Here is a 22,672-nt window from a genome sequence, read left to right as displayed (position 1 = left end):
GCCCTTTTTTATGGATACAGATCAAGAACTTAAAACCAGCGAATACTTAAAAGGGATTGTTTCAAACCTTCCTGAAAAGCCCGGCATTTATCAATATCTGAATGCCGAAGGCACCATTATCTATGTAGGAAAAGCAAAAAACCTGAAACGAAGAGTTAATTCCTATTTCAGCAAAGAACATCAACCCGGAAAAACCCGTGTATTAGTAAGCAAGATCGCAGACATACGCTACATCGTGGTAAATTCAGAGGAAGACGCGTTACTGCTTGAAAATAACCTGATCAAGAAGTATAAGCCGCGTTACAATGTCCTGCTGAAAGACGATAAAACATATCCGTCCATCTGTGTACAGAACGAATACTTTCCAAGAGTATTCAAAACCAGGCGTATCATCCGAAACGGTTCATCCTATTACGGCCCATATAGTCACGCTCCGTCCATGCATGCCGTACTCGATTTGATAAAGCATTTATACCCTTTACGCACATGTAACCTAAACCTTTCACCTGAGAATATTCGCGCAGGGAAGTTCAATGTATGCCTTGAATATCACATCAAGAACTGTGCCGGACCATGCATCGGACTGCAATCACAAGAAGAATACCTGAAAAACATCTCTGAAATAAAAGAGATCCTTAAAGGGAATACTCAGGAAATAAGCAAAATGCTGTACCAACAGATGCAGGAATTAGCCGCTGAAATGAAATTCGAGGAAGCACAAAAGGTGAAAGAAAAATACGCATTAATAGAAAATTACCGTTCGAAATCCGAGGTTGTCAGTTCGGTACTGCATAACATAGATGTATTCTCGATCGAAGAAGACGGTGAGAAATCAGCTTTCATCAACTATCTCCATATCACCAACGGAGCTATCAATCAGGCTTTCACTTTTGAGTACAAGAAGAAACTGAATGAAACAAAAGAAGAACTGCTCACATTGGGCATTATCGAAATGAGAGAACGTTACAAAAGCGCTTCGCGTGAGATTATCGTTCCTTTCGATATAGAAATGGAGTTGAACAACGTCACATTCACCATACCTCAGCGAGGCGATAAAAAGAAGCTGCTGGAACTATCTCTACTCAACGTAAAACAATATAAGGCTGACAGGATGAAGCAAGCTGAAAAACTGAATCCCGAACAACGCAGTATGCGTCTGATGAAGGAGATTCAGCAGGAGCTACATCTGGACAGATTGCCGATGCAAATAGAATGTTTTGATAACTCAAATATCCAGGGGACAGATGCAGTGGCAGCCTGCGTAGTCTTTAAAAAAGCAAAGCCATCAAAGAACGATTACAGAAAATACAATATCAAAACAGTTGTAGGTGCCGATGATTATGCCTCAATGAAAGAGGTTGTCAGAAGACGATACCAACGCGTCTTAGAGGAAGAATCTCCCCTGCCCGACCTGATTATCACTGACGGTGGAAAGGGGCAAATGGAGGTAGTCAGACAAGTAATGGAAGAGTTGCAACTGGACATCCCTATTGCCGGGCTTGCCAAAGACCGCAAACACCGAACTTCTGAAGTGCTTTTCGGTTTCCCACCTCAAACAATCGGCATCAAACAGCATAGCCCTTTATTCCGGCTATTGGAACAGATCCAGGATGAAGTACACCGCTTCGCCATTACTTTCCATAGAGACAAACGTAGCAAACGACAGGTATCATCCGCTCTGGACAGCATCAAGGGAATCGGGGAGAAAACGAAAACCCTCCTGCTGAAAGAGTTCAAAAGCGTAAAACGTATCAAAGAAGCTTCTATGGAAGAAGTGGCCACGGTAATAGGTGAATCGAAGGCAAAAATCGTAAAAGAGGGTCTCAATAATCGCTAAAAATAGCTATCTTTGCAATAGTAAAGATTAAGCAATATAATTTGAATGAGAGTAGTTATACAACGCGTCAGCCACGCTTCAGTCACAATTGACGGACACTGTAAATCCGCAATTCGGGAAGGAATGATGATTCTGACAGGTATTGAAGATACGGACGGACAGGAGGATATTGACTGGCTGTGCAAGAAAATCGTAAATCTCCGCATCTTTGATGACGAAAACGGAGTTATGAATAAATCAATCTTAGATGCAGGAGGTGATATATTGGTAATCAGTCAGTTTACACTACACGCATCTACAAAAAAAGGAAATCGTCCATCCTATATTAAGGCCGCCAAACCGGAAATATCAATCCCGCTTTATGAACAATTCTGCAAAGATTTGAGTTGTGCATTAGGGAAGGAAGTGGGAACAGGAGAATTCGGAGCCGATATGAAAGTAGAATTATTGAACGATGGGCCTGTAACTATTTGTATTGATACCAAAAACAAGGAATAATGACATTAGAAGAAGCACAGAAAGCCGTCGATTCGTGGATACACGAATACGGTGTACGTTATTTCAGCGAACTGACCAATATGGCTGTTCTCACGGAAGAAGTAGGCGAATTGGCCCGCATTATGGCTCGCAAATATGGCGATCAATCTTTTAAGGAAGGCGAAAAAGACAACATCAGTGATGAAATAACAGACGTACTCTGGGTGCTCCTGTGTATCGCGAACCAAACCGGCGTAAACCTCACAGAGGCATTTGCACGAAATCTGGAAAAGAAAACTCAAAGAGATAATAAAAGACATATCAACAATCCAAAACTGAGAGAACATGGAAATGAATGATACTCCTCAAGACAAGTACCTGACCGCTTTGGCTAAGTACAACACGCAACTGAACGATGCTGACGTACAGGCTCAAGTTGCAGCATTAATTGATAAAAAAGTACCGGAGAACAATACGGAGGAGGTAAAAAAATTCCTTTTCAACTGTATTGATCTGACCACACTCAATACGACAGACAGCGATGAAAGTGTCATGAGATTCACTGAAAAAGTGAATCAGTTCGATAATGAATTTCCTGATCTGAAGAACGTTGCGGCAATCTGTGTATATCCTAATTTTGCACAGGTGGTAAAAGATACACTCGAGGTGGAAGGTGTAAATATCGCTTGCGTATCAGGAGGATTCCCCTCTTCGCAAACATTTACTGAAATAAAGATAGCAGAAACCGCAATGGCAGTAGCTGACGGAGCCGACGAAATAGATATCGTGATTCCTGTAGGGGCATTTCTAAACGGTGACTACGAAACGATGTGTGAAGAAATTATGGAGCTAAAGGAAACTTGCAAAGAACATCATCTGAAAGTAATCCTTGAAACAGGTGCTCTAAAGACTGCCTCTAACATTAAAAAAGCTTCTATCCTATCGATGTATTCCGGAGCCGATTTCATCAAAACATCCACCGGAAAACAGCAACCGGCAGCAACTCCGGAAGCAGCTTATGTAATGTGCCAGGCCATCAAAGAATACCACGAACAAACCGGAAATAAAATAGGTTTTAAGCCGGCCGGCGGCATTAACAGCGTAAATGATGCCTTGATTTATTATACCATTGTAAAAGAGATATTAGGTGAAGAATGGCTTAGTAACAAACTGTTCCGTTTGGGAACCAGTCGTTTGGCAAATCTGCTCCTGTCTGAAATCAAAGGCGAAGAACTAAAATTCTTCTAAAGGCTACATTAGCAATCAAATATGTCATGCCGTGTCGTCCCCTTTATTAATGTGGGGTGACACGGTATTTTTATTTAAGAAAAACTAAAGTTACCTATAGAGAAGTCAGAAGATTTTTCTATCTTTGCGTTGATATTAGCCCACAGAGAATAGGCTAAATCATTGTATTAGAGAACGTTTCAATTATTATCTTTTTCCTGGAATTCGGCAAAATTCATGTTATGAAAGGTAATAAGCAAACGGGTCTCACGCACCTTCACGTATATACTCTTGTTATATATCGAACGGAGCGTGAGACTGTTGCTTGTATCATCATAACGGCTTGCCGAAGCCCCAGGAAAGATACAGAGCAACAGTTCTCACGCTTTTCGGTTAACAAAGAATTAAAATAAACAAGAGTATGACAGAACAGGCATTATTTCAACAATTCAACCGGAACCAACAAAGGGAGAGTTTAGACAAGGCAAAGGAAACCGGATTATTTATCAGTCTGATTCCAAGTCTGCAAGAGCATTTCTATGTAGATAGTCTGACAACAGGAGCAAACCAAGAAACCCTCTCTAAACTTCTTCAGAGAAGTCCAAGAATCAAAAACGAAACGGCTGTTATTGAAATGATTCACTTCCTGCATGATGAAGGCGACCGTACTTCATTCAGTATTCTCCTACCCTTTCTACTGTCAGAATATGCTCCCAAAGAACTGGAGGAAAAACTACGGGAGCGTTTTTTCGGCATTGAACTTTTCATACGAAAATGCAACAACCTACACAATTTTATCACTTGTACAAAAGCTGGTCAGGCTGTTGAAATCAAAGAAGAAGACTTAAAAAAAGGGGTATTAGCATGGGATATGGGAAGAATGGTATGCCTGGTACGGATAGCCTACGATACCGGATATTTTAATGAAGACCTTGCGTGGAATTATATTTGTTCGGCGGGCCAACAATGTATGCAAGCTTTTAGCAATTGGACTGAAGTAGGAAAAAGTTTCCTTTTGGGACAAGCAATGGAGGCTTCTGAAAAAGAAAAACAGGAAAGAAATATTAGCCTCTACCGAAAAGCGACAGAAGATGAAGAAAGCCCATGGAAAAAAAGAACACTGAAATAAAAAAGTTATTTATCTCGATCAACGACATAATCCACATATGTAATCAGGGCAGTCTTTACTGCCGAATCCGGGAGTATACGCAATAAATCAAGAGCGCGTTCTTTATATTCGTACATTACTTTTATGGCATACTCTATCCCTCCGTTTTGTTTGATAAACTCAATCAAACGGGCTATTTCGTCTACTGTAGCCGTACCATCCTTCACTTTGAGAGCCATTTCCTGCGCCCATGCATCATTAGTAGTATTAAGTACATACAATGCTGGTAAAGTCAACTTACCCTCCAGCATATCGTTTCCGGTAGGTTTACCAATCTCTTTACTCTCAAAATAATCGAAAATATCATCTTTTATCTGGAAGCAGATTCCAATATTTTCGCCAAAAAGACGCGCAAATTCAGCCTTTTCATCGGTTATTTCTACCGAAAGCGCTGCAGCCTTGGTACATGCTGCAAAAAGAGCAGCTGTCTTCTTGCGGATAACATCAAAATAAATCGTTTCGGAATATTCCCGGTTACTGACATTGGAAAGTTGCAGTATTTCTCCTTCTGCCAGATCTTGTCCTAAACATGCTACCACACCGATAATATCATGGTTGCGAGTGCGCTCGGCATGTACCAGACTCGTTGCCAAAAGAAAATCCCCCACCAATACCGCTACTTTATTATTAAAAATGGCATTTACTGACAGTTGACCACGACGTTCCGTGCTTTCGTCCACTACATCATCATGCACCAGACTTGCCGTATGAAGAAGTTCAAGGGATACAGCTGCATGTAAAGTAGCAGGCTTTATTTCTCCATAAAGCTTTGCTACAAGCAACACAAGAATAGGGCGCATCATCTTACCATTCCTCTGCCGGATGTGAGCAATCACATTATTAAGCAAAAGATTTGAACTGGACAGAGAACTATCAAACAGATTTTTGAAATCTTCCAGCTCCGTAGTAATCGGGGACTTTATTAAAGATAAGCTATCCATGCACACACTATTTGAGCACAAAAGTAATAATAAAACGGTTAATACGGTATTTTTTTGTACTTTTACCATGAAAAAACTGAAAAATATGAATCAAAACAGCAAACTGTTCCTCTTAGATGCTTATGCTCTTATATATCGGGCGTACTATGCGTTCATAAAAAATCCCCGCATTAATTCCAAGGGATTTAATACATCGGCCATACTGGGATTCGTTAACACTCTGGAAGAAGTATTGAAGAAAGAGAACCCCACTCACATCGGAGTTGCATTCGACCCATCAGGCCCCACGTTCCGCCACGAAGCTTTTGAGCAATACAAAGCCCAACGCGAAGAAACTCCGGAAGCAATCCGCCTTTCCGTACCTATTATAAAAGATATCATCAGAGCTTACCGAATTCCCATCCTCGAAGTGTCGGGATACGAAGCAGATGACGTAATCGGGACTTTGGCAACAGAAGCCGGGAAACAGGGTATCACCACTTACATGATGACTCCCGACAAAGATTATGGTCAACTGGTAACAGATCATGTATTCATGTATCGCCCCAAATATGGAGATAAGGAATTTGAGGTAATGGGGATAGAACAAGTAAAAGCTAAATTCGATATCCAATCTCCGGCACAGGTTATCGATATGCTCGGACTGATGGGTGACTCCTCCGATAATATTCCGGGATGCCCGGGAGTAGGAGAAAAAACAGCTCAGAAATTAATTGCTGAGTTTGGCAGCATTGAAAATCTCCTTGAACATACCGATCAGTTGAAGGGAGCATTGAAGACAAAAGTTGAAACGAACCGGGAAATGATCATTTTCTCAAAGTTCCTGGCAACAATTAAAATAGATGTACCGATCCAACTCGACATGAATTCACTTGTCCGCGAACAAGCAGACGAAGAAGCACTCCGCAAAATCTTTGAGGAGCTGGAATTTCGTACATTGATGGAACGGATATTCAAAAAAGAATCATCACCGTCCCCCTCTCCTGCCGGACCACTGTTTAGTCAAGAAAATAGTCCCATTCAAGGTAATCTCTTCGAAGAATTTACGCCCGACACTCCAACTGAAGAGAAAAAATCAAATCTGGAAAGCTTAAATTCATTAACCTACGACTATCAACTCATTGATACTGAATCAAAAAGACAGGAAATAATTAAAAAATTGCTGACATCAGAAATTCTTGCGTTAGATACGGAAACAACCGGAACAGATCCGATGGATGCAGAGTTGGTCGGAATGAGCTTTAGTATCGCCGAAAATCAGGCATTTTATATTCCGGTACCGGCGGGACGAGAAGAAGCGACTAAAATCGTTCGGGAATTTGAATCTGTTTTCAAAAACGAAAAGTCACTCAAGGTTGGACAAAACATAAAGTATGACATGCTCGTTCTTCAGAACTATGGCATTGAAATCCGAGGCAGACTCTTTGATACCATGGTGGCACATTATGTACTCCAACCGGAGCTTCGGCATAACATGGACTATCTGGCAGAAATCTACCTGCATTATCAGACGATCCATATTGAAGAGTTAATTGGACCGAGAGGAAAAGGACAAAAAAACATGCGCGACCTCTCTCCCAAAGATGTTTATCTGTATGCCTGTGAAGATGCAGATGTCACGCTTAAACTAAAAAATATCCTGGAACAGGAATTAAAGAAGAATGATGCTGAGAAATTATTTTATGAAATAGAAATGCCTCTTGTTCCCGTTCTTGTCAATATCGAAAGCAACGGAGTCCGTTTAGATACGGAAGCATTGAAACAATCGTCAGAGCACTTCACCACAAGATTACAGAGTATCGAAAAAGAGATCTATAACCTCGCCGGAGAAGAATTCAACATTGCATCCCCCAAACAGGTAGGAGAAATACTGTTCGATAAATTGAAAATAGTAGAAAAAGCTAAAAAAACAAAGACCGGACAGTACGTCACCTCAGAAGAGGTCTTAGAAAGCTTACGCAACAAACATGATGTTATCGGTAAAATATTGGAATACAGAGGGCTAAAGAAACTATTAAGCACTTACATCGATGCTCTTCCACAACTGATCAATCCAAGAACAGGCCGCATACATACCTCATTCAATCAAACTGTTACTGCAACAGGAAGACTCAGTTCCAGTAACCCTAATCTGCAAAACATTCCGATCCGGGACGAAGATGGCAAAGAAATCCGTAAAGCCTTTATTCCCGATGACGGTTGCAGCTTCTTTTCCGCCGACTATTCACAGATTGAATTACGTATAATGGCGCACTTGAGCGAAGATAAAAACATGATTGATGCTTTTCTCAGCGGCTATGATATTCATGCTGCTACAGCGGCTAAGATCTATAAAGTAGATATAAAGGAGGTAACTGCAGACATGCGGCGTAAAGCCAAGACTGCCAACTTCGGCATCATTTATGGTATTTCCGTTTTCGGTTTGGCCGAACGTATGAATGTAGACCGCAAAGAAGCCAAAGAACTGATAGACGGTTATTTTGAAACTTATCCGCAAGTAAAAGCCTACATGGACAAAAGTATTCAAGTGGCGCGTGAACACGGCTATGTTGAAACCATTTTCCATCGCAAACGCTTCCTGCCGGATATCAACTCACGCAATGCGGTAGTGCGGGGATATGCAGAACGCAATGCAATCAATGCTCCGATACAGGGAAGTGCAGCGGACATAATCAAAGTTGCTATGGCCCGTATTTATGAACGTTTTAAAGCTGAAGGCTTGAAAGCTAAAATGATTTTGCAAGTACACGATGAACTGAACTTCAGTGTACCGGTAAAAGAAAAAGAGATAGTAGAGCAAGTGGTTATTGAAGAAATGGAGAAAGCCTATCGTATGCATGTCCCTTTAAAAGCAGATTGCGGATGGGGTACAAACTGGCTGCAAGCACATTGATAACAATCATTAACCATTCATTCAAAAAGCTGCTTAAAAAGCATCTAAAAATACTTACTGTTTATATAAATATCCGGCAAGCTACCTGCCGGATATCTTTTTTCTATTAAATGGATCAAAAAGTAATCTCAACCGGAAGCCAACAATTGACAATATGATAAAAAAACTTCGGGCTTTATGCATTTATATCCATTTTATATGTAACTTTGTCGCCGTTAAAACCAACTAACATTGGAAATTTGACAATTCAAAGACTTAAAAACAGATATCATGAAAACAACAGGATTTTTAAAAACAGCAGTATTATCAGCAGTTCTTTTAGTAAGCAGCATTACAGTTTGTGCACGGAACTATGATAACAATCTTATTTATAACTCTGAAGAAGAAAACGGCATGCTTGTAGGACAAACCGTTTACAAAATGGAAGGTTCTTCTTTGGCCAATTACATGAAATACAACTATAAATACGATACCAATAAACGTATGATCGAAAGTCAGACCATGAAATGGAACAGCTATAAAAATAACTGGGAAAATGATCTGCTCGTTCGCTATACATACGAAGGCAAAACTGTTACTACAAACTATTATAAATGGAATAACCGGAAACAAGAATTTATACTGGCTCCGGAAATGACTGTTACAATGGATAACCCTAATCTATAGTTCTCCAATACTTTACTCTCTTAAAGATCTAACACAATACATACTCTGAAAAGACCGTTGCAGTAGCTTCGGTCTTTTTTTGTGTCACGTGAAACATAAAAGAGTAAATCAAAGAAATGACCTTTAAAAGTACCCCTATAAAATAGCCGGAGTTTTTTCACAAAAAGCTCCGGCTTTACCCAACCAGTTAACTATCAAGAGAATTGTTTAATACTGTTCATCTCAGTATTTTTTAAGAGTAATCGTACCTCACAAAGATACAAGCAAAGAGAGAGTACAACAACTCCTCTTTATCTAAAAATAGGATATATGGTTGCAGACAAGGTATAAATGGCAAAATAAAAGCTTATCTGACAGAAAAACCTTAAATTATACAGAAGCGTTCTTGCAGCTCCTTCAAAAATCCCCGTGAAATAACTAAGTCCTCTTTATCACTAAAAGGAGGATAAAGCAGGCACTGCTTACTTTTAATCATTGCCAAATAATTGATGTTGATTATAGCCGACTGGCTGATCTGTACGAATGCATCGGAGTAACCGGTTATATCTCCAGCCGTTGTATTTTTCTTCAAACAAAGCTTTGTTTGATTAAAAAGCTCCACTTGCCACAAGCGCTTATCTTTCAAATATTCAAAATATCCTATTTCTTCAAGACGGAGAAATCTGAAACCTGTCACTGTACTGATCATAAATAGATCCCTACCGGGAATTAAAGTGCCGACAGCAGAAGAGAAAGAGGGAATGGGTTGGGCAGCAGCCATTGTTTTACGGTAACGCTCAATAATCAAGTTCAGTTCTTCAGTATCATAAGGTTTCAGCAAATAATCGAAGGCTGACTCACGCAGAGCCTGCAGCAAATATTTATCATAAGCAGTATAGAAAACGACTTTCATGTCCCACAAGACCTGCTCACGAATCTCACTAAGCAAACGGATTCCTTGAATATCAGGCAATTCTATATCCAGGAACAAAAGGTCAGGATGTATATCCATGATAAGCTTCTTCCCTTTTGCCCCATTGCCGGCTGTCCCTTTTATCTCCAGATCAGCCTGCATTTCCAGATCCCGACGCAAAGCCTCAATAGCAGCCTTCTCATCATCTATAATAATCACCTTATACATATTTCCTATCTTTATAAATTGTAAGAATAGCCAAATGGTATATAGACTAAAACCTGTGTTCCGGCCTGCCCATTATTCGCCAGATTTTTTATCTCGAAACATATCTTCTCTCGATTTTTATCATTCAATAGCTGAATGGTCTGATAAAGTACCTTCAACCCTGTTCCTGTCCCACGCGCAGATGACATAGTTTGTGGTGAATATCCACGCCCATTATCACAAATATCAACCAATATACCATTGCCTCTCCGGCAGACTGATATGCGGAGCGACTTTAAACCTTCGATTCCGGCCAGCCCATGTTTTAACGCATTCTCTACCGGTATCTGTACAATCATTGAGGGGATGATCACTTGTTGAATATCCAAGCCCCCTTCGATCTTTATATCCATTGAAAAATCATCTCCGAGACGTCCCTGCTCCAGACGAATATAGGTTTTCACAAATTCCAGTTCATCATAAAGAGAAACGCTAAGTTTCTCCGTAAACTCCAAACTCTTACGAAGCAGCCTGACCAGCTCCGTAAGATCATCACACAAAGCCCCGTCACCCTTAAACTGACTAATCTCACGATTCAGCACATTAAATGTAAAATGGGGTGAAATCCGGTTCCGAATATTCTCCATGCGAAGACGCCCGATCTGATTGATATGCCGTTCCTGAAGAAACATACGCTTCTTCTTCATATACCAATAAATACATCCTGCCACGACAACAGATACAATACAAACCAAAGCCCATATATATGCTGTCAGTTTCAGTTCCTTCATCTCCCCTCTTTGTTTCTCAATCACCAACTCTCTACGCATCACAATCGTATCCTGCCGATAACGCATATCCAATTCTGCAACGCGAGTACGAACCCGTTCATTGCGAATAGAATCATTAAGTTGAAGATCGTATTTCTGATATTCATAAGCCTTTTTATAATCCCCTACCCGTTCGTAATAATGCTGAAGGTAGTGATTACGTATGTTTATCATATTGGCATCTATATGTCCATAATTGGCCGAGCGTTTGATAATTTGTCCGGCAAGAGCCACATTCCCCTTTTTAAGTGCAAGCTCAATCATTTGTGTCTCTATGTAATAGAGTGCCGATTGATTCCCGATTTCGGAGAAGAACCTATAACTTTCGTCCAGATATAGTTGCGCTGAGTCCAGTTTATTGGTTATCACATAAAGCTCACCGAGATTTGCCTTACAAAGATTCTGCTCAAAAACCATTTGCGGATAAGACTCTACCACATCCAATGCACGACTGATGTAACAGACAGCCTGGGGGTAATCTTTCTTATAATAAAAATGATTTCCCCGGTTATTCAGATAAGTCCATTTCTCAGAAACGCTCATACGGTCAAAAAAAGCCCCGGCCAACTCATAATAATGATTGGAAAGTTCAAAGTCGCGCAATTCCATGTATGTCTGTCCGAGACCATAGTAAACCGGAAACTTATTACGATCCGGTAATCCGAGGGAATCGCAAAGAAACAAGGCCCGGCGATAGTAATACGCAGCATACGTATAATCTCCTTTATGAACATTGGCATCAGCCAGATTTATGCATAAGTCCGGCAGATAGTCCGGCTCCTTTCCCTGTAACCTTTCTTTGTATGCTTTTTCATAGGAGATGATTGCAGAGTCGGGCTGAGTACGCTGCATCAGAACGTTACCCTCTATATTATAAACGGTAGAAAGCAAATCATGTACCTCCGGTGAAGGTGTAACCCTGTCGCAAAAACGCTTAATAAACTGATTATAATACAGGATTGAATCAAAATCCGCCGTAACAAAATAAGATTTGGAATAGAATGATAAAAGCCGGTAATAGGATAGGCTGTCAGAGGTGCCCGACAAGGCTTGTCGCAACAGATGACGTGAATATTGAGTATTGGTAAACAATGAATCCTGGGCGCACCGTTCCACAGAGTCCGGACTCATGCCCGGAAAAGCTAAATCAGAATGGCTTGTGTTTTGTTTACAGCCCGTTAACAGTAATAACAAACAAAAAAATACAATTGCCCGGTTTGTTTTATGCCTCATTGTTTTGATTTCACGTGTAATACCCAACAAAAATACATCCTTTTTTTAAATTCGATAACAAACGAACTACTTTTTATGCGCAATTATTCATATCTTTGTAGCCAATATAATTAGAATAGCCTCATAATGAGTCCACTGAACTTCACTCACATCCTGACACAAACAGTCGATGAGCTATCGGAAAGCGAATCATACAAAGGACTGTTTCACCAACATAAAGACGGTGAGCCATTGCCCTCGCCACGGGTATTGTGCGATGTTATCGAATTAGCGCGCTCCATTCTCTTCCCGGGATATTACGGAAACTCAACAGTCAACAGCCGCACTATCAACTACCATATCGGTGTCAATGTAGAAAAACTGTTCAATCTGCTCACAGAGCAAATTCTTGCCGGATTGTGTTTTGGCAATGGTGACCAATGCAATGAATGCACCGAGTCGAAACGTGAAGAAGCGGCTCGTCTGGCGGCTAAGTTCATCAGTAAACTCCCCCATCTGCGTCGTGTTTTGGCCACAGATGTGGAAGCAGCCTACAATGGTGACCCTGCCGCACAAAGTTTCGGTGAAGTGATCTTCTGCTATCCCGCCATTAAAGCGATCAGCAACTATCGCATCGCACACGAACTCCTGGAATTAGGAGTACCGCTAATTCCGCGTATCATTACCGAAATGGCACACAGTGAAACCGGAATCGATATACATCCGGGTGCAAGAATCGGCACACATTTCACCATTGACCACGGTACCGGTGTGGTGATCGGAGCCACAAGTATCATTGGCAATAACGTGAAACTCTATCAGGGAGTGACACTGGGTGCAAGAAGCTTCCCCCTGGATGCTGACGGCAAACCGATTAAAGGTATTCCACGCCACCCCATTCTGGAAGACAATGTGATCGTCTACTCCAACGCTACCATTCTGGGACGGATTACCATCGGACGTGACGCCACCGTAGGCGGTAATATTTGGGTAACCGAAAACATACCGGCAGGAGCCAGAATCGTACAGACAAAAGCAAAAAAATAATATAATTAACAACATTAAAACGCCGGTCGCACGGTCCATAACCGGAGCATTAACACACTGGCATGTTATCCATTTTATGAGCGAACAATTTGAAATGATTGCCAAAACCTTTCAGGGACTGGAAGAGATACTGGCAGGGGAATTGACAACACTTGGAGCAAACGACGTACAAATAGGACGCCGTATGGTTTCTTTTACCGGTGACAAAGAGATGATGTACAAAGCAAATTTCTGCCTGCGTACTGCAATCCGTATTCTAAAACCCATCAAGCACTTCACCGCAAAAGATGCTGACGCTGTTTACGAACAGATCAAAGCCATTCGCTGGGAAGAGATCTTGGATGTAGACAAGACTTTTGCCGTTGACGCAGTAGTATTCAGCGATGAATTCCGTCATTCCAAGTTCGTCTCTTACAAAGTAAAAGATGCCATTGTCGACTATTTCCGCGAATTGAACGGAAAGCGTCCTTCTGTACGCATCAGCAAGCCGGATGTACTACTGAACATCCACATTGCACAGACCACCTGTACCCTCTCACTCGACTCTTCGGGTGAATCACTTCACCGGAGAGGTTATCGCCAGGAAGCTGTAGAAGCTCCATTGAATGAGGTTCTGGCAGCCGGGATGGTTTTAATGACGGGATGGAAAGGCGAGTGCGACCTGATTGACCCAATGTGTGGTTCGGGTACTATTCCCATCGAAGCGGCTTTAATTGCGCGTAATATTGCCCCGGGAGTGTTCCGAAAAGAATTTGCTTTTGAAAAATGGGGAGACTTCAATCAGGACCTGTTCGACCGGATATACAACGATGACAGCCAGGAACGTGAGTTCACCCATAAGATATATGGTTACGACAATAACCCGAAAGCCAATGAGATAGCAACCCATAATGTAAAGGCAGCGGGAGTATCGAAAGACATTATCCTGAAATTGCAACCATTCCAGCAATTTGAACAACCGGCTGAAAAGTCGATTATCATAACCAATCCCCCTTACGGAGAACGTATCTCGACCAACGACCTTCTGGGACTGTATAATATGATCGGCGAACGCCTCAAACATGCTTTTGTCGGAAACGATGCATGGATACTGTCTTACCGTGAAGAATGCTTCGACCAGATCGGACTGAAACCGAGTATAAAAACCCCGTTATTCAATGGTCCCCTGGAGTGTGAGTTCCGCAAATACCAGATCTTCGACGGTAAATATAAGGAATTCAAGGGTCAGGAAGGCAGTGATGAAAACAGCGAACGTGCTCCAAGAGAAAGAAGAGAATTCAAGCCACGCCGGGAAGAAGGCGGATTCAGAGGGGAAAGAAGACCGCGTGAAGAACGTAGTTCGGGATACGGAGACAGAAAACCGAGAGAATTCAAAGGGAATCGTGAGCCAAGAATCGAGAAACCTCAGGAAGACTAAGCTATTTCCCGACAGAAGCTTGTAAATGGATGAATCGGCTGCCATCCGGCTCTTCGTGCCTGAGTACATCGTCCTTGCCCGGATAAGCGCTGTCATCCAGTCAAGAACGACGAACTTGGGCAGAGTACAAATCAAAGGATCTAAAATAATGATAAAGCAAATCATGAAAACCAACAGTAAACAAAAGAATGCTTTATTAGTAATGCTCTTATCTTTACTAATACCAAACGTTATGGCACAAGAACCCAAAACGCCGACCTTGGAAGACCTGATCCCGGGCGGAGCCACCTACCGTTCTGCTGAGAATCTGTTCGGCCTGCAATGGTGGGGCGATGAGTGTATCAAACCGGAAATAGAGGTAGTGTTCATGATAAATCCCAAAAACGGGAAGGAAACACCACTGACCACCCGTAATATAGTAAACAAGGCGTTAGAAGCCGGCAACCACGGTAAATTGCAACACTTCCACAATGTCAGCTTCCCATGGCCGAAGAAAAGCCTGATGCTGATCAGCCTGCCGGACAAATACATCGTTTACGATTTCGACTACCGCGAGATTATCAGTACGCGCCCAGTTCCCAAAGAAGGCGTCAACAGAGATTATCAGCCCGAAACGGGGCATGTGGCCTATACCATCGGCAATAATCTTTATGTAGACGACAAAGCCGTAACCAACGAACCGCAAGGCATCGTATGCGGCCAGGCTGTCCACCGCAGAGAATTCGGAATCAAAAAAGGGACCTTCTGGAGTCCTTCGGGCAACCTGCTCGCTTTCTACCGCATGGACGAAAGCATGGTGGCCCAATATCCTTTGGTTGACATCACCGCTCCCATTGCCGAAGTCAACAACATCCGTTACCCGATGGCGGGAATGACCAGCCACCAGGTGAAAGTGGGCATCTATAACCCTGCTACCGGAAAAAGCATCTATCTCAATGCCGGAGACCCGACCGACCGCTATTTTACCAATATCAGCTGGGCGCCGGATGAAAAGAGCCTCTACCTGATAGAACTGAACCGCGACCAGAATCATGCCAAGCTCTGCCAGTATAACGCCGAGACAGGCGACCTGATGGCTACTCTTTTTGAAGAGGAAAACGACAAGTATGTAGAACCTCAGGAACCGATTATTTTCCTGCCTTGGGACAGCAGCAAGTTTATCTACCAGAGCCAGAAAGACGGCTTCAGCCACCTCTACCTATACGACACAAGCGGCAAGCAACTCCGCCAGTTGACCGAAGGCGAATGGCTGGTTAAAGAGGTGCTGGGCTTCGATGCCAAGAAGAAGGAGATTATCATAGCAAGTACGGAGTTCTCGCCCTTGCAGAGCAACCTGTTCCGCGTGGATATCAAAACCGGGACACGTACTCCTCTGGGCAGTGGCGAAGGCGTGCACAGCGGCAAACTAAGCCCTTCGGGACGCTACCTGATTGACCAGTACAGTTCTCCAAGCGTTCCGCGCAGCATTAATATCCTTGACGTACAGAGCGGTAAAAGTGTCAACCTGCTCACGGCAGCCGATCCCTTTGCAGGCTATAAGATGCCAAGCATCGAAACCGGTACCATCAAAGCGGCAGACGGCAAAACAGACCTGTATTACCGCCTGGTCAAGCCGGCAGACTTCGATCTGAACAAGAAATATCCCGCCATCATCTATGTATACGGCGGCCCCCATGCACAAATGGTCACCAACGGTTGGCAGAATGGGGCACGCGGCTGGGACATTTACATGGCGAACAAAGGTTACATCCTGTTTACCGTGGACGGACGCGGAAGCGACAACCGCGGACTCGATTTTGAGAACGTCACTTTCCGCCAGCTGGGCATTGAAGAGGGAAGAGACCAGGTGAAAGGAGCCGAATTCCTGAAAAGCCTCCCTTACGTCGACGGAAACCGCATCGGAGTACACGGCTGGAGTTTTGGCGGACACATGACCACTGCCCTCCTCCTCCGCTATCCCGAGATCTTTAAAGTAGGTGTAGCCGGCGGTCCGGTCATCGACTGGGGATATTACGAAGTGATGTACGGCGAACGCTACATGGACACTCCGCAAAGCAACCCGAAAGGGTACAAGGAGTGCAACCTGAAAAACCTGGCGGGTAACCTGAAGGGACATCTGATGATTATCCATGACGACCACGACGATACTTGCGTGCCGCAACACACCCTTTCGTTCATGAAAGCCTGCATCGACGCCCGCACGTATCCGGACCTCTTCATCTATCCGTGCCACAAGCACAATGTGTCGGGACGCGACCGTGTGCATCTGCATGAAAAGATAACCCGTTATTTCGAAGACTATTTATAAAGATATAAATCCTCAAAAAGACATGAAGATATTACTGTTAGGTTCGGGCGGCCGTGAACACGCCCTGGCATGGAAGATCGCCCAAAGCCCGAAAGTAGAAAAGCTGTTCATCGCGCCCGGCAATGCCGGAACCGCTGAAGTAGGCGAGAACGTAAACATCAAAGCAACCGATTTCGACTCTTTAGGAGCATTCGCTCTTGAAGAGAACATCGACATGATTGTAGTAGGGCCGGAAGACCCATTGGTAGAAGGTATCTACGACCGTTTCCAGAACAATCCCTGCCTGAAAGAGATTGCCGTCATCGGCCCGTCGAAGGAAGGAGCCAAGCTGGAAGGCAGCAAAGAGTTCGCCAAGGAATTCATGCAGCGCCACCACATACCGACAGCCCGCTACCGGAGCGTAACGGCCGATACACTGGACGAGGGACTGGCATTCCTCGAAACGCTCGAAGCCCCCTACGTGCTGAAAGCAGACGGACTTTGCGCCGGTAAAGGTGTACTGATCCTGCCTACCTTGGAAGAGGCTCAAAAAGAGCTGAAAGAGATGCTCGGCGGTATGTTCGGCAATGCCTCGGCAACGGTGGTCATCGAAGAGTTCCTGAGCGGCATCGAGTGCTCCGTATTTGTGCTGACGGACGGCGACCATTATAAGGTGTTGCCTGTGGCCAAAGACTACAAACGCATCGGTGAAGGAGACAAAGGGCTTAATACCGGCGGCATGGGCAGCGTGACTCCCGTCCCGTTTGCCGACGAGGTGTTTATGGAGAAGGTGCGCACCCGCATCATCGAACCGACCGTCAACGGACTGAAAGCCGAAGGCATCGTCTACAAAGGCTTCATCTTCCTGGGACTGATCAACGTAAAAGGCGAACCGATGGTGATCGAATACAACGTCCGCATGGGTGATCCCGAAACGGAAAGCGTGATGCTGCGCATACAAAGCGACCTGGTAGAATTGCTGGAAGGCGTGGCCGAAGGCAACCTCGACACCCGGTCACTCGTCATCGACCCGCGCACGGCCACTTGCGTGATGATGGTCAGCGGAGGATACCCCGAATCCTACCGGAAAGGGTACGCCATCAGCGGACTGGAAGCAGCCCGGGCAACGGACAGCATCCTGTTCCACGCCGGAACAGCCATGAAGGACGGCCAGGTGGTGACCAGTGGCGGACGCGTGCTCGCCATCTGCTCTTACGGCAACGACAAGGCCGGGGCACTGGCACAATGTTACAAGGTGGCCGACATGATTAACTTTAAGGACAAGAACTATCGCCGCGACATCGGCTTCGATTTATAATGAGAAACCAAAGACTACAAGGCCGGATAACGGCGGGCAGATTCACACTGCCTGTCGTTATCTTTACGTGTATCGCCTGTTGGGTGCTGACCTCCTTTCTACTGCCCGGACTGGAGACGAAAGAGTCGGCCTACTCTCTATGGGATATCGTAAACATACCCGCATGGGCCAACCGCATTGTCAGCTTCCTGCTCTTTGCCGCCATCGGTTATTTCCTGATAGAGCTGAATAATACGTTTGCCATCATCCGCATGAGGGCATCCGTGCAGACATCGCTTTACTTTCTGCTCATCACGGCCTGTCCCGGCATGCACCTGCTCTATGCGGGCGACATTGCCGCCGTAGCCTTTCTCATCTCGCTTTATTTCCTGTTCAAGAGCTATCAGGACCCCCGGCCCGCCGGATACCTGTTCCACTCGTTCGCCTTTCTGAGCGCGGGCAGCATCGTGTTTCCGCAACTGACGTACTTCATCCCCATCTGGCTGTTGGGGGCATCCAACTTCCAGGCGCTCACGTTCCGCAGCTTCTGTGGGGCAATGACAGGCTGGAGCGTCCCTTACTGGTTCTTACTGGGACATGCGTTCTTCCACAACGAAATGGCGCTTTTCTATCAGCCGTTCGTCAACCTGATCAGTTTCCGGCACATCGACTTCGGGCACGATTTCCGTTTGTGGGAAGTCGTCACGTTAGGCTATCTGTTCATCCTGTATGTGGTCAGCTCGGTGCATTGCATCGTGGCAGGATACGAGGATAAGATACGGACGCGCGCTTATCTGCATTTCCTTATTTTCCTCAACTTCTGCATCTTCCTGTTCATCGTGCTGCAACCCACCCTGAGCATGAATCTGCTTTCGCTGCTGCTGATCGGCGTCAGTATCCTGGTGGGACACCTGTTCGTACTGACCAACAGCCGGACGTCCAACCTCTTTTTCATCGGTTCGATGGTTGCCCTCATCGCCTTATTCTGCTTTAACATATGGACGCTTTTATAGAAACCGTTTCACAGATACTCATTGACTGGGGTTATCCCGGCCTGTTCATTTCGGCGCTGCTGGCCGGAAGCATCGTCCCATTCAGTTCGGAGATCGTACTGTTAGGGCTGGTGAAATTAGGGCTCGACCCTGCTCTCTGCCTCATTTCCGCTTCGTTAGGGAACACAGCCGGAGGGATGACGTGCTATTACATGGGGCGCCTGGGCAGAGTAGACTGGATTGAGAAATACTTCAAGGTCAAGAAGGAGAAGATAGACAAGATGCAGCGTTTCCTCCGGGGGAAAGGCGCCCTGATGGCTTTCTTTGCCTTCCTGCCGGCCATCGGCGAGGTGATATCGATGGCCTTAGGATTCATGCGGAGCAACGTGTGGCTGACCACCGCTTCGATGTTTGCCGGGAAACTGATACGTTACATCATCCTGCTGAAAGCGATGCAGGAAGCCCTGAACCTGGTTATGTAAAGAACTGAAAGATGGAAAGAATCATTGAATATACTGCCGACGGAAGTGCCACTCTCTTCGTTCCCGAACTGGACGAGCACTATCATTCCGTCAAAGGGGCCCTGACGGAGTCCTCGCATATCTTCATCGACATGGGGCTGAAGACTTCCGCCGCCCCCTCGCCCCGCATCCTCGAGATAGGGTTCGGAACGGGGCTGAACGCACTGCTCACACTGATCGAAGCGGAAAAGTCGGGCAGGCAGGTACACTATACAGGTATCGAGCTCTATCCCCTGCCGTGGGAAACGGTGGAGAAGCTCGGGTATACTAACGAGGAACGGCGGGCGACCGGCGACGAACAGGCTGCGCAATGGATGAAGGCTCTCCATACATCGCCCTGGGGAGAAGATGTGCGGATCACTCCACATTTCACCCTGAGGAAGATACAGGGAGACTTCACAAGCATGGAGTGTCCGTCGCCGATCGCTGATCATTCACCGTCCATCGCTGATCATTCACCGCTATTCTCCCTTATCTACTTCGACGCTTTCGCGCCGGAGAAGCAGCCGGAGATGTGGACGCAAGAACTATTCGACCGCCTGTACGTTATGATGGAAAAGGACGGAATACTGACTACGTATTGCGCCAAAGGAGTGGTACGAAGGATGCTGCAGGCGGCCGGATTCACCGTGGAACGGCTTCCGGGCCCTCCGGGTGGCAAAAGGGAAATATTGAGGGCGAAGAAGATACCTCTCACCACGGAGGACACAGAGAGCATTTTCTCTTTCATATCTTAAAAGCAAGAGATTAAAACTCTGTGCCCTCTGCGTCCTCTGTGGTGAACTAAAACGATAACAAGGATAACCATTATGAAAACCAACCGAATACAACAGCCGACAGTCGCCCCCGCCTTCCCCTTCCCAGGGAGAGGAACCGGAGGTGCGGCCGTCTTCGCTTTTCTTTTTCTGCTCCTCCTTTCCGCCTGTTCCGGGCGTGGAAAGGACAGTACCGGCAAACGGATCATCACCGTCACCATGGAGCCGCAACGGTATTTCACCGAAGCCATCGCCGGAGACAAGTTTACCGTACGCAGCATGGTGCCCAAAGGCAGCAGCCCCGAAACATACGACCCCACCCCGCAGCAACTGGTGTCGCTGGGCGAGAGCGAGGCGTACCTGCGCATCGGATACATCGGCTTCGAACGTTCGTGGATGGACCGGCTGATGAACAATACGCCCCACATCCAGGTGTTCGACACTTCGAAAGGGGTAGACCTGATCTTTGAATCCGCCTTCGATCACGGCGACCACCGCCACGAGGGAGGCGTGGAGCCGCACATCTGGAACTCGGCAGCGAACGCACTGATCATAGCCGGAAACACGTTCAAGGCGCTCACCGTGCTCGACAAGGAGAACGAGGCATACTACAAAGCCCGCTACGACTCGCTCTGCCAACGCATCGAGCAGACGGACAGCCTGATCCGCCGGACGTTGTCGGCACCCGGAGCCGACCGTGCCTTCATCATCTACCACCCGGCCCTCTCTTACTTTGCACGCGACTACGGGTTACACCAGATCAGCATCGAGGAAGGGGGTAAGGAACCCTCACCCGCCCACTTGAAAGGGCTGATGGATCTCTGCCGCAAAGAAGGGGTACGGATCATCTTCGTGCAGCCGGAATTCGACCGCCGCAACGCTGAAATCATTGCCCGGCAGACCGGAACACGGGTGGTACCCATCAATCCGCTTTCGTACGACTGGGAGGAGGAGATGCTGAACGTAGCGAAAAGCCTCAGCGCAGAATAGGATTCACCACAGAGGACACAGAGGGCACAGAGTTTTAATCTCTTGCTTCTAAGATATGAAAGAGAAAATATTCTCTGTGTCCTCTGCGTCCTCTGTGGTGAACCCAGACAATAATAACTAACCCCAACCAACCTATGGATAAAGAAAGAAACAGCCACAAGCATACGGAAGGAACAGCCTCTGCCTCCCTCCTCTCCATCCGGGGCCTTTCGGCCGCCTACGACGGACGCACTGTGCTCCACGATGTCAACCTGGAAGTCTACGAGCGTGACTTTCTCGGCATCATCGGTCCCAACGGAGGGGGGAAGACCACCCTCATCAAGTGCATCCTGGGACTGCTCCGCCCCACGGGAGGAGAGATCGTCAAGCATCACGAACCGCTCACGACGGGCTATCTGCCGCAGTATAACTCGATCGACCGCTCCTTCCCCATCTCGGTTCTGGAAGTGATCCTGTCGGGACTGAGCTCAAAGAAATCGCTGATCAGCCGCTTCAACGACCCTCAACGTGAGAAAGCCCGCCAAGTCATCCTCCGCATGGGACTCGAGGGACTGGAACACCGTGCTATCGGGCAGCTGAGCGGCGGACAACTGCAACGCGCCCTGCTGGGACGCGCCATCATCAGCGACCCGCAACTGCTCATTCTCGACGAACCGAGCACCTATATCGACAAGCGCTTCGAAGCCCGCCTCTACCAGTTGCTGGCCGAAATCAACCGCGACTGCGCCATCATCCTTGTCAGCCACGACATCGGGACGGTGCTGCAACAGGTGAAGAACATCGCCTGTGTGAACGAAACACTGGACTATCATCCGGCCGCAAGCGTCAACACCGAATGGCTGGAACGGAATTTCAACTGCCCCATCGAGCTGTTAGGACACGGCACACTGCCTCACCGGGTGCTGGGCCCGCATTGCCATTGCCACGAGAGCGGCGAGGAGTGATGAACGCCGCCGCACCCTATACAAAAACTCCGCTCTGCACTACCTCACATAAAATCTGAAGTAATGCAGAAC

19 protein-coding genes are annotated in these 22,672 nt (G+C 45.9%); 16 read left to right on the top strand and 3 right to left on the bottom strand.

Going from position 1 to position 22,672, the window contains the following annotated elements; all coding sequences use genetic code 11:
- The first annotated feature begins 10 nt into the window (after nt 1-10).
- From uvrC to QK890_RS14540, 5 genes are all read left to right on the top strand, one after another.
- Entirely contained in the window at nt 11-1,837 is a 1,827-nt protein-coding gene (uvrC, locus tag QK890_RS14560; RefSeq protein ID WP_032536493.1) for an excinuclease ABC subunit UvrC, read from the top strand.
- A 45-nt stretch (nt 1,838-1,882) separates the two neighbouring features.
- Nucleotides 1,883-2,335, top strand: coding sequence for a D-aminoacyl-tRNA deacylase (gene dtd / locus QK890_RS14555; protein WP_005779633.1), 453 nt, complete (start codon nt 1,883-1,885; stop codon nt 2,333-2,335).
- Nucleotides 2,335-2,673, top strand: a complete 339-nt coding sequence (locus QK890_RS14550) for a nucleotide pyrophosphohydrolase (protein WP_005779634.1) — start codon at nt 2,335-2,337, stop codon at nt 2,671-2,673. Before dtd ends, QK890_RS14550 begins: the two co-directional genes overlap by 1 nt.
- Entirely contained in the window at nt 2,660-3,562 is a 903-nt protein-coding gene (deoC, locus tag QK890_RS14545; protein WP_005812349.1) for a deoxyribose-phosphate aldolase, read from the top strand. Before QK890_RS14550 ends, deoC begins: the two co-directional genes overlap by 14 nt.
- Before the next feature lie 400 nt (nt 3,563-3,962).
- Nucleotides 3,963-4,670, top strand: coding sequence for a DUF1266 domain-containing protein (locus QK890_RS14540; RefSeq protein WP_367627434.1), 708 nt, complete (start codon nt 3,963-3,965; stop codon nt 4,668-4,670).
- 5 nt (nt 4,671-4,675) lie between these two features.
- Here the strand turns inward: QK890_RS14540 and QK890_RS14535 are convergent, their stop codons facing one another.
- Nucleotides 4,676-5,650 (bottom strand): polyprenyl synthetase family protein, encoded by a 975-nt coding sequence (locus QK890_RS14535; RefSeq protein WP_022011643.1) that lies wholly within the window; start codon nt 5,648-5,650, stop codon nt 4,676-4,678.
- An 85-nt stretch (nt 5,651-5,735) separates the two neighbouring features.
- Between QK890_RS14535 and polA the strand changes: the two genes are divergently transcribed.
- Entirely contained in the window at nt 5,736-8,543 is a 2,808-nt protein-coding gene (polA, locus tag QK890_RS14530) for a DNA polymerase I (protein ID WP_349509223.1), read from the top strand.
- Between the two features lie 270 nt (nt 8,544-8,813).
- Nucleotides 8,814-9,209 carry a DUF3836 domain-containing protein gene (locus tag QK890_RS14525; protein WP_005779642.1) on the top strand — a complete coding sequence of 132 codons (396 nt, stop codon included), beginning with the start codon at nt 8,814-8,816 and terminating at the stop codon, nt 9,207-9,209.
- Between the two features lie 364 nt (nt 9,210-9,573).
- On the opposite strand, the gene QK890_RS14520 is transcribed toward QK890_RS14525, so the two are convergent.
- Together QK890_RS14520 and QK890_RS14515 are read right to left on the bottom strand one after the other, a co-directional pair.
- The gene (locus QK890_RS14520; RefSeq protein ID WP_005779643.1) at nt 9,574-10,329 is read right to left on the bottom strand and encodes a LytTR family DNA-binding domain-containing protein; all 756 of its coding nucleotides are present in this window, start codon (nt 10,327-10,329) and stop codon (nt 9,574-9,576) included.
- Between the two features lie 11 nt (nt 10,330-10,340).
- A complete protein-coding gene (locus QK890_RS14515) occupies nt 10,341-12,371 on the bottom strand; it encodes a histidine kinase (protein ID WP_349509222.1) in 2,031 nt (676 codons plus the stop codon).
- A 126-nt stretch (nt 12,372-12,497) separates the two neighbouring features.
- Between QK890_RS14515 and QK890_RS14510 the strand changes: the two genes are divergently transcribed.
- From QK890_RS14510 to QK890_RS14470, 9 genes are all read left to right on the top strand, one after another.
- Nucleotides 12,498-13,397, top strand: coding sequence for a serine O-acetyltransferase (locus QK890_RS14510; RefSeq protein WP_005779645.1), 900 nt, complete (start codon nt 12,498-12,500; stop codon nt 13,395-13,397).
- A 76-nt stretch (nt 13,398-13,473) separates the two neighbouring features.
- A complete protein-coding gene (locus QK890_RS14505; RefSeq protein ID WP_005779647.1) occupies nt 13,474-14,814 on the top strand; it encodes a class I SAM-dependent RNA methyltransferase in 1,341 nt (446 codons plus the stop codon).
- Between the two features lie 163 nt (nt 14,815-14,977).
- The gene (locus tag QK890_RS14500) at nt 14,978-17,122 is read left to right on the top strand and encodes a S9 family peptidase (protein ID WP_032541135.1); all 2,145 of its coding nucleotides are present in this window, start codon (nt 14,978-14,980) and stop codon (nt 17,120-17,122) included.
- A gap of 22 nt (nt 17,123-17,144) precedes the next feature.
- Nucleotides 17,145-18,419, top strand: coding sequence for a phosphoribosylamine--glycine ligase (gene purD / locus QK890_RS14495; RefSeq protein WP_367627433.1), 1,275 nt, complete (start codon nt 17,145-17,147; stop codon nt 18,417-18,419).
- Nucleotides 18,419-19,411 (top strand): hypothetical protein, encoded by a 993-nt coding sequence (locus QK890_RS14490; protein WP_234072754.1) that lies wholly within the window; start codon nt 18,419-18,421, stop codon nt 19,409-19,411. Before purD ends, QK890_RS14490 begins: the two co-directional genes overlap by 1 nt.
- Nucleotides 19,396-19,872 carry a YqaA family protein gene (locus QK890_RS14485; protein WP_005779653.1) on the top strand — a complete coding sequence of 159 codons (477 nt, stop codon included), beginning with the start codon at nt 19,396-19,398 and terminating at the stop codon, nt 19,870-19,872. The genes QK890_RS14490 and QK890_RS14485 overlap by 16 nt, the downstream gene beginning before the upstream one ends.
- A gap of 11 nt (nt 19,873-19,883) precedes the next feature.
- Nucleotides 19,884-20,648 (top strand): tRNA (5-methylaminomethyl-2-thiouridine)(34)-methyltransferase MnmD, encoded by a 765-nt coding sequence (mnmD, locus tag QK890_RS14480; RefSeq protein ID WP_250704499.1) that lies wholly within the window; start codon nt 19,884-19,886, stop codon nt 20,646-20,648.
- 72 nt (nt 20,649-20,720) lie between these two features.
- A complete protein-coding gene (locus QK890_RS14475) occupies nt 20,721-21,656 on the top strand; it encodes a metal ABC transporter solute-binding protein, Zn/Mn family (RefSeq protein WP_032542688.1) in 936 nt (311 codons plus the stop codon).
- A gap of 134 nt (nt 21,657-21,790) precedes the next feature.
- Nucleotides 21,791-22,600, top strand: coding sequence for a metal ABC transporter ATP-binding protein (locus QK890_RS14470; protein ID WP_032541126.1), 810 nt, complete (start codon nt 21,791-21,793; stop codon nt 22,598-22,600).
- The last annotated feature ends 72 nt before the right edge of the window (nt 22,601-22,672 follow it).

The organism is Bacteroides sp. NGMCC 1.200775, assembly GCF_040798045.1.
Classification (GTDB): domain Bacteria; phylum Bacteroidota; class Bacteroidia; order Bacteroidales; family Bacteroidaceae; genus Bacteroides; species Bacteroides hominis.
The sequence above is the reverse complement of the archived record's forward strand: the minus strand, read 5'-3'. Positions and strand labels throughout refer to the sequence as shown.

Excerpts from the sequence above, each read along its gene's own strand:
- uvrC (WP_032536493.1), top strand. The coding sequence starts at position 11 with ATGGATACAGATCAAGAACTTAAAACCAGCGAATACTTAAAAGGGATT.
- dtd (WP_005779633.1), top strand. The coding sequence starts at position 1,883 with ATGAGAGTAGTTATACAACGCGTCAGCCACGCTTCAGTCACAATTGAC.
- QK890_RS14550 (WP_005779634.1), top strand. The coding sequence starts at position 2,335 with ATGACATTAGAAGAAGCACAGAAAGCCGTCGATTCGTGGATACACGAA.
- deoC (WP_005812349.1), top strand. The coding sequence starts at position 2,660 with ATGGAAATGAATGATACTCCTCAAGACAAGTACCTGACCGCTTTGGCT.
- QK890_RS14540 (WP_367627434.1), top strand. The coding sequence starts at position 3,963 with ATGACAGAACAGGCATTATTTCAACAATTCAACCGGAACCAACAAAGG.
- QK890_RS14535 (WP_022011643.1), bottom strand. The coding sequence starts at position 5,650 with ATGGATAGCTTATCTTTAATAAAGTCCCCGATTACTACGGAGCTGGAA.
- polA (WP_349509223.1), top strand. The coding sequence starts at position 5,736 with ATGAATCAAAACAGCAAACTGTTCCTCTTAGATGCTTATGCTCTTATA.
- QK890_RS14525 (WP_005779642.1), top strand. The coding sequence starts at position 8,814 with ATGAAAACAACAGGATTTTTAAAAACAGCAGTATTATCAGCAGTTCTT.
- QK890_RS14520 (WP_005779643.1), bottom strand. The coding sequence starts at position 10,329 with ATGTATAAGGTGATTATTATAGATGATGAGAAGGCTGCTATTGAGGCT.
- QK890_RS14515 (WP_349509222.1), bottom strand. The coding sequence starts at position 12,371 with ATGAGGCATAAAACAAACCGGGCAATTGTATTTTTTTGTTTGTTATTA.
- QK890_RS14510 (WP_005779645.1), top strand. The coding sequence starts at position 12,498 with ATGAGTCCACTGAACTTCACTCACATCCTGACACAAACAGTCGATGAG.
- QK890_RS14505 (WP_005779647.1), top strand. The coding sequence starts at position 13,474 with ATGAGCGAACAATTTGAAATGATTGCCAAAACCTTTCAGGGACTGGAA.
- QK890_RS14500 (WP_032541135.1), top strand. The coding sequence starts at position 14,978 with ATGAAAACCAACAGTAAACAAAAGAATGCTTTATTAGTAATGCTCTTA.
- purD (WP_367627433.1), top strand. The coding sequence starts at position 17,145 with ATGAAGATATTACTGTTAGGTTCGGGCGGCCGTGAACACGCCCTGGCA.
- QK890_RS14490 (WP_234072754.1), top strand. The coding sequence starts at position 18,419 with ATGAGAAACCAAAGACTACAAGGCCGGATAACGGCGGGCAGATTCACA.
- QK890_RS14485 (WP_005779653.1), top strand. The coding sequence starts at position 19,396 with ATGGACGCTTTTATAGAAACCGTTTCACAGATACTCATTGACTGGGGT.
- mnmD (WP_250704499.1), top strand. The coding sequence starts at position 19,884 with ATGGAAAGAATCATTGAATATACTGCCGACGGAAGTGCCACTCTCTTC.
- QK890_RS14475 (WP_032542688.1), top strand. The coding sequence starts at position 20,721 with ATGAAAACCAACCGAATACAACAGCCGACAGTCGCCCCCGCCTTCCCC.
- QK890_RS14470 (WP_032541126.1), top strand. The coding sequence starts at position 21,791 with ATGGATAAAGAAAGAAACAGCCACAAGCATACGGAAGGAACAGCCTCT.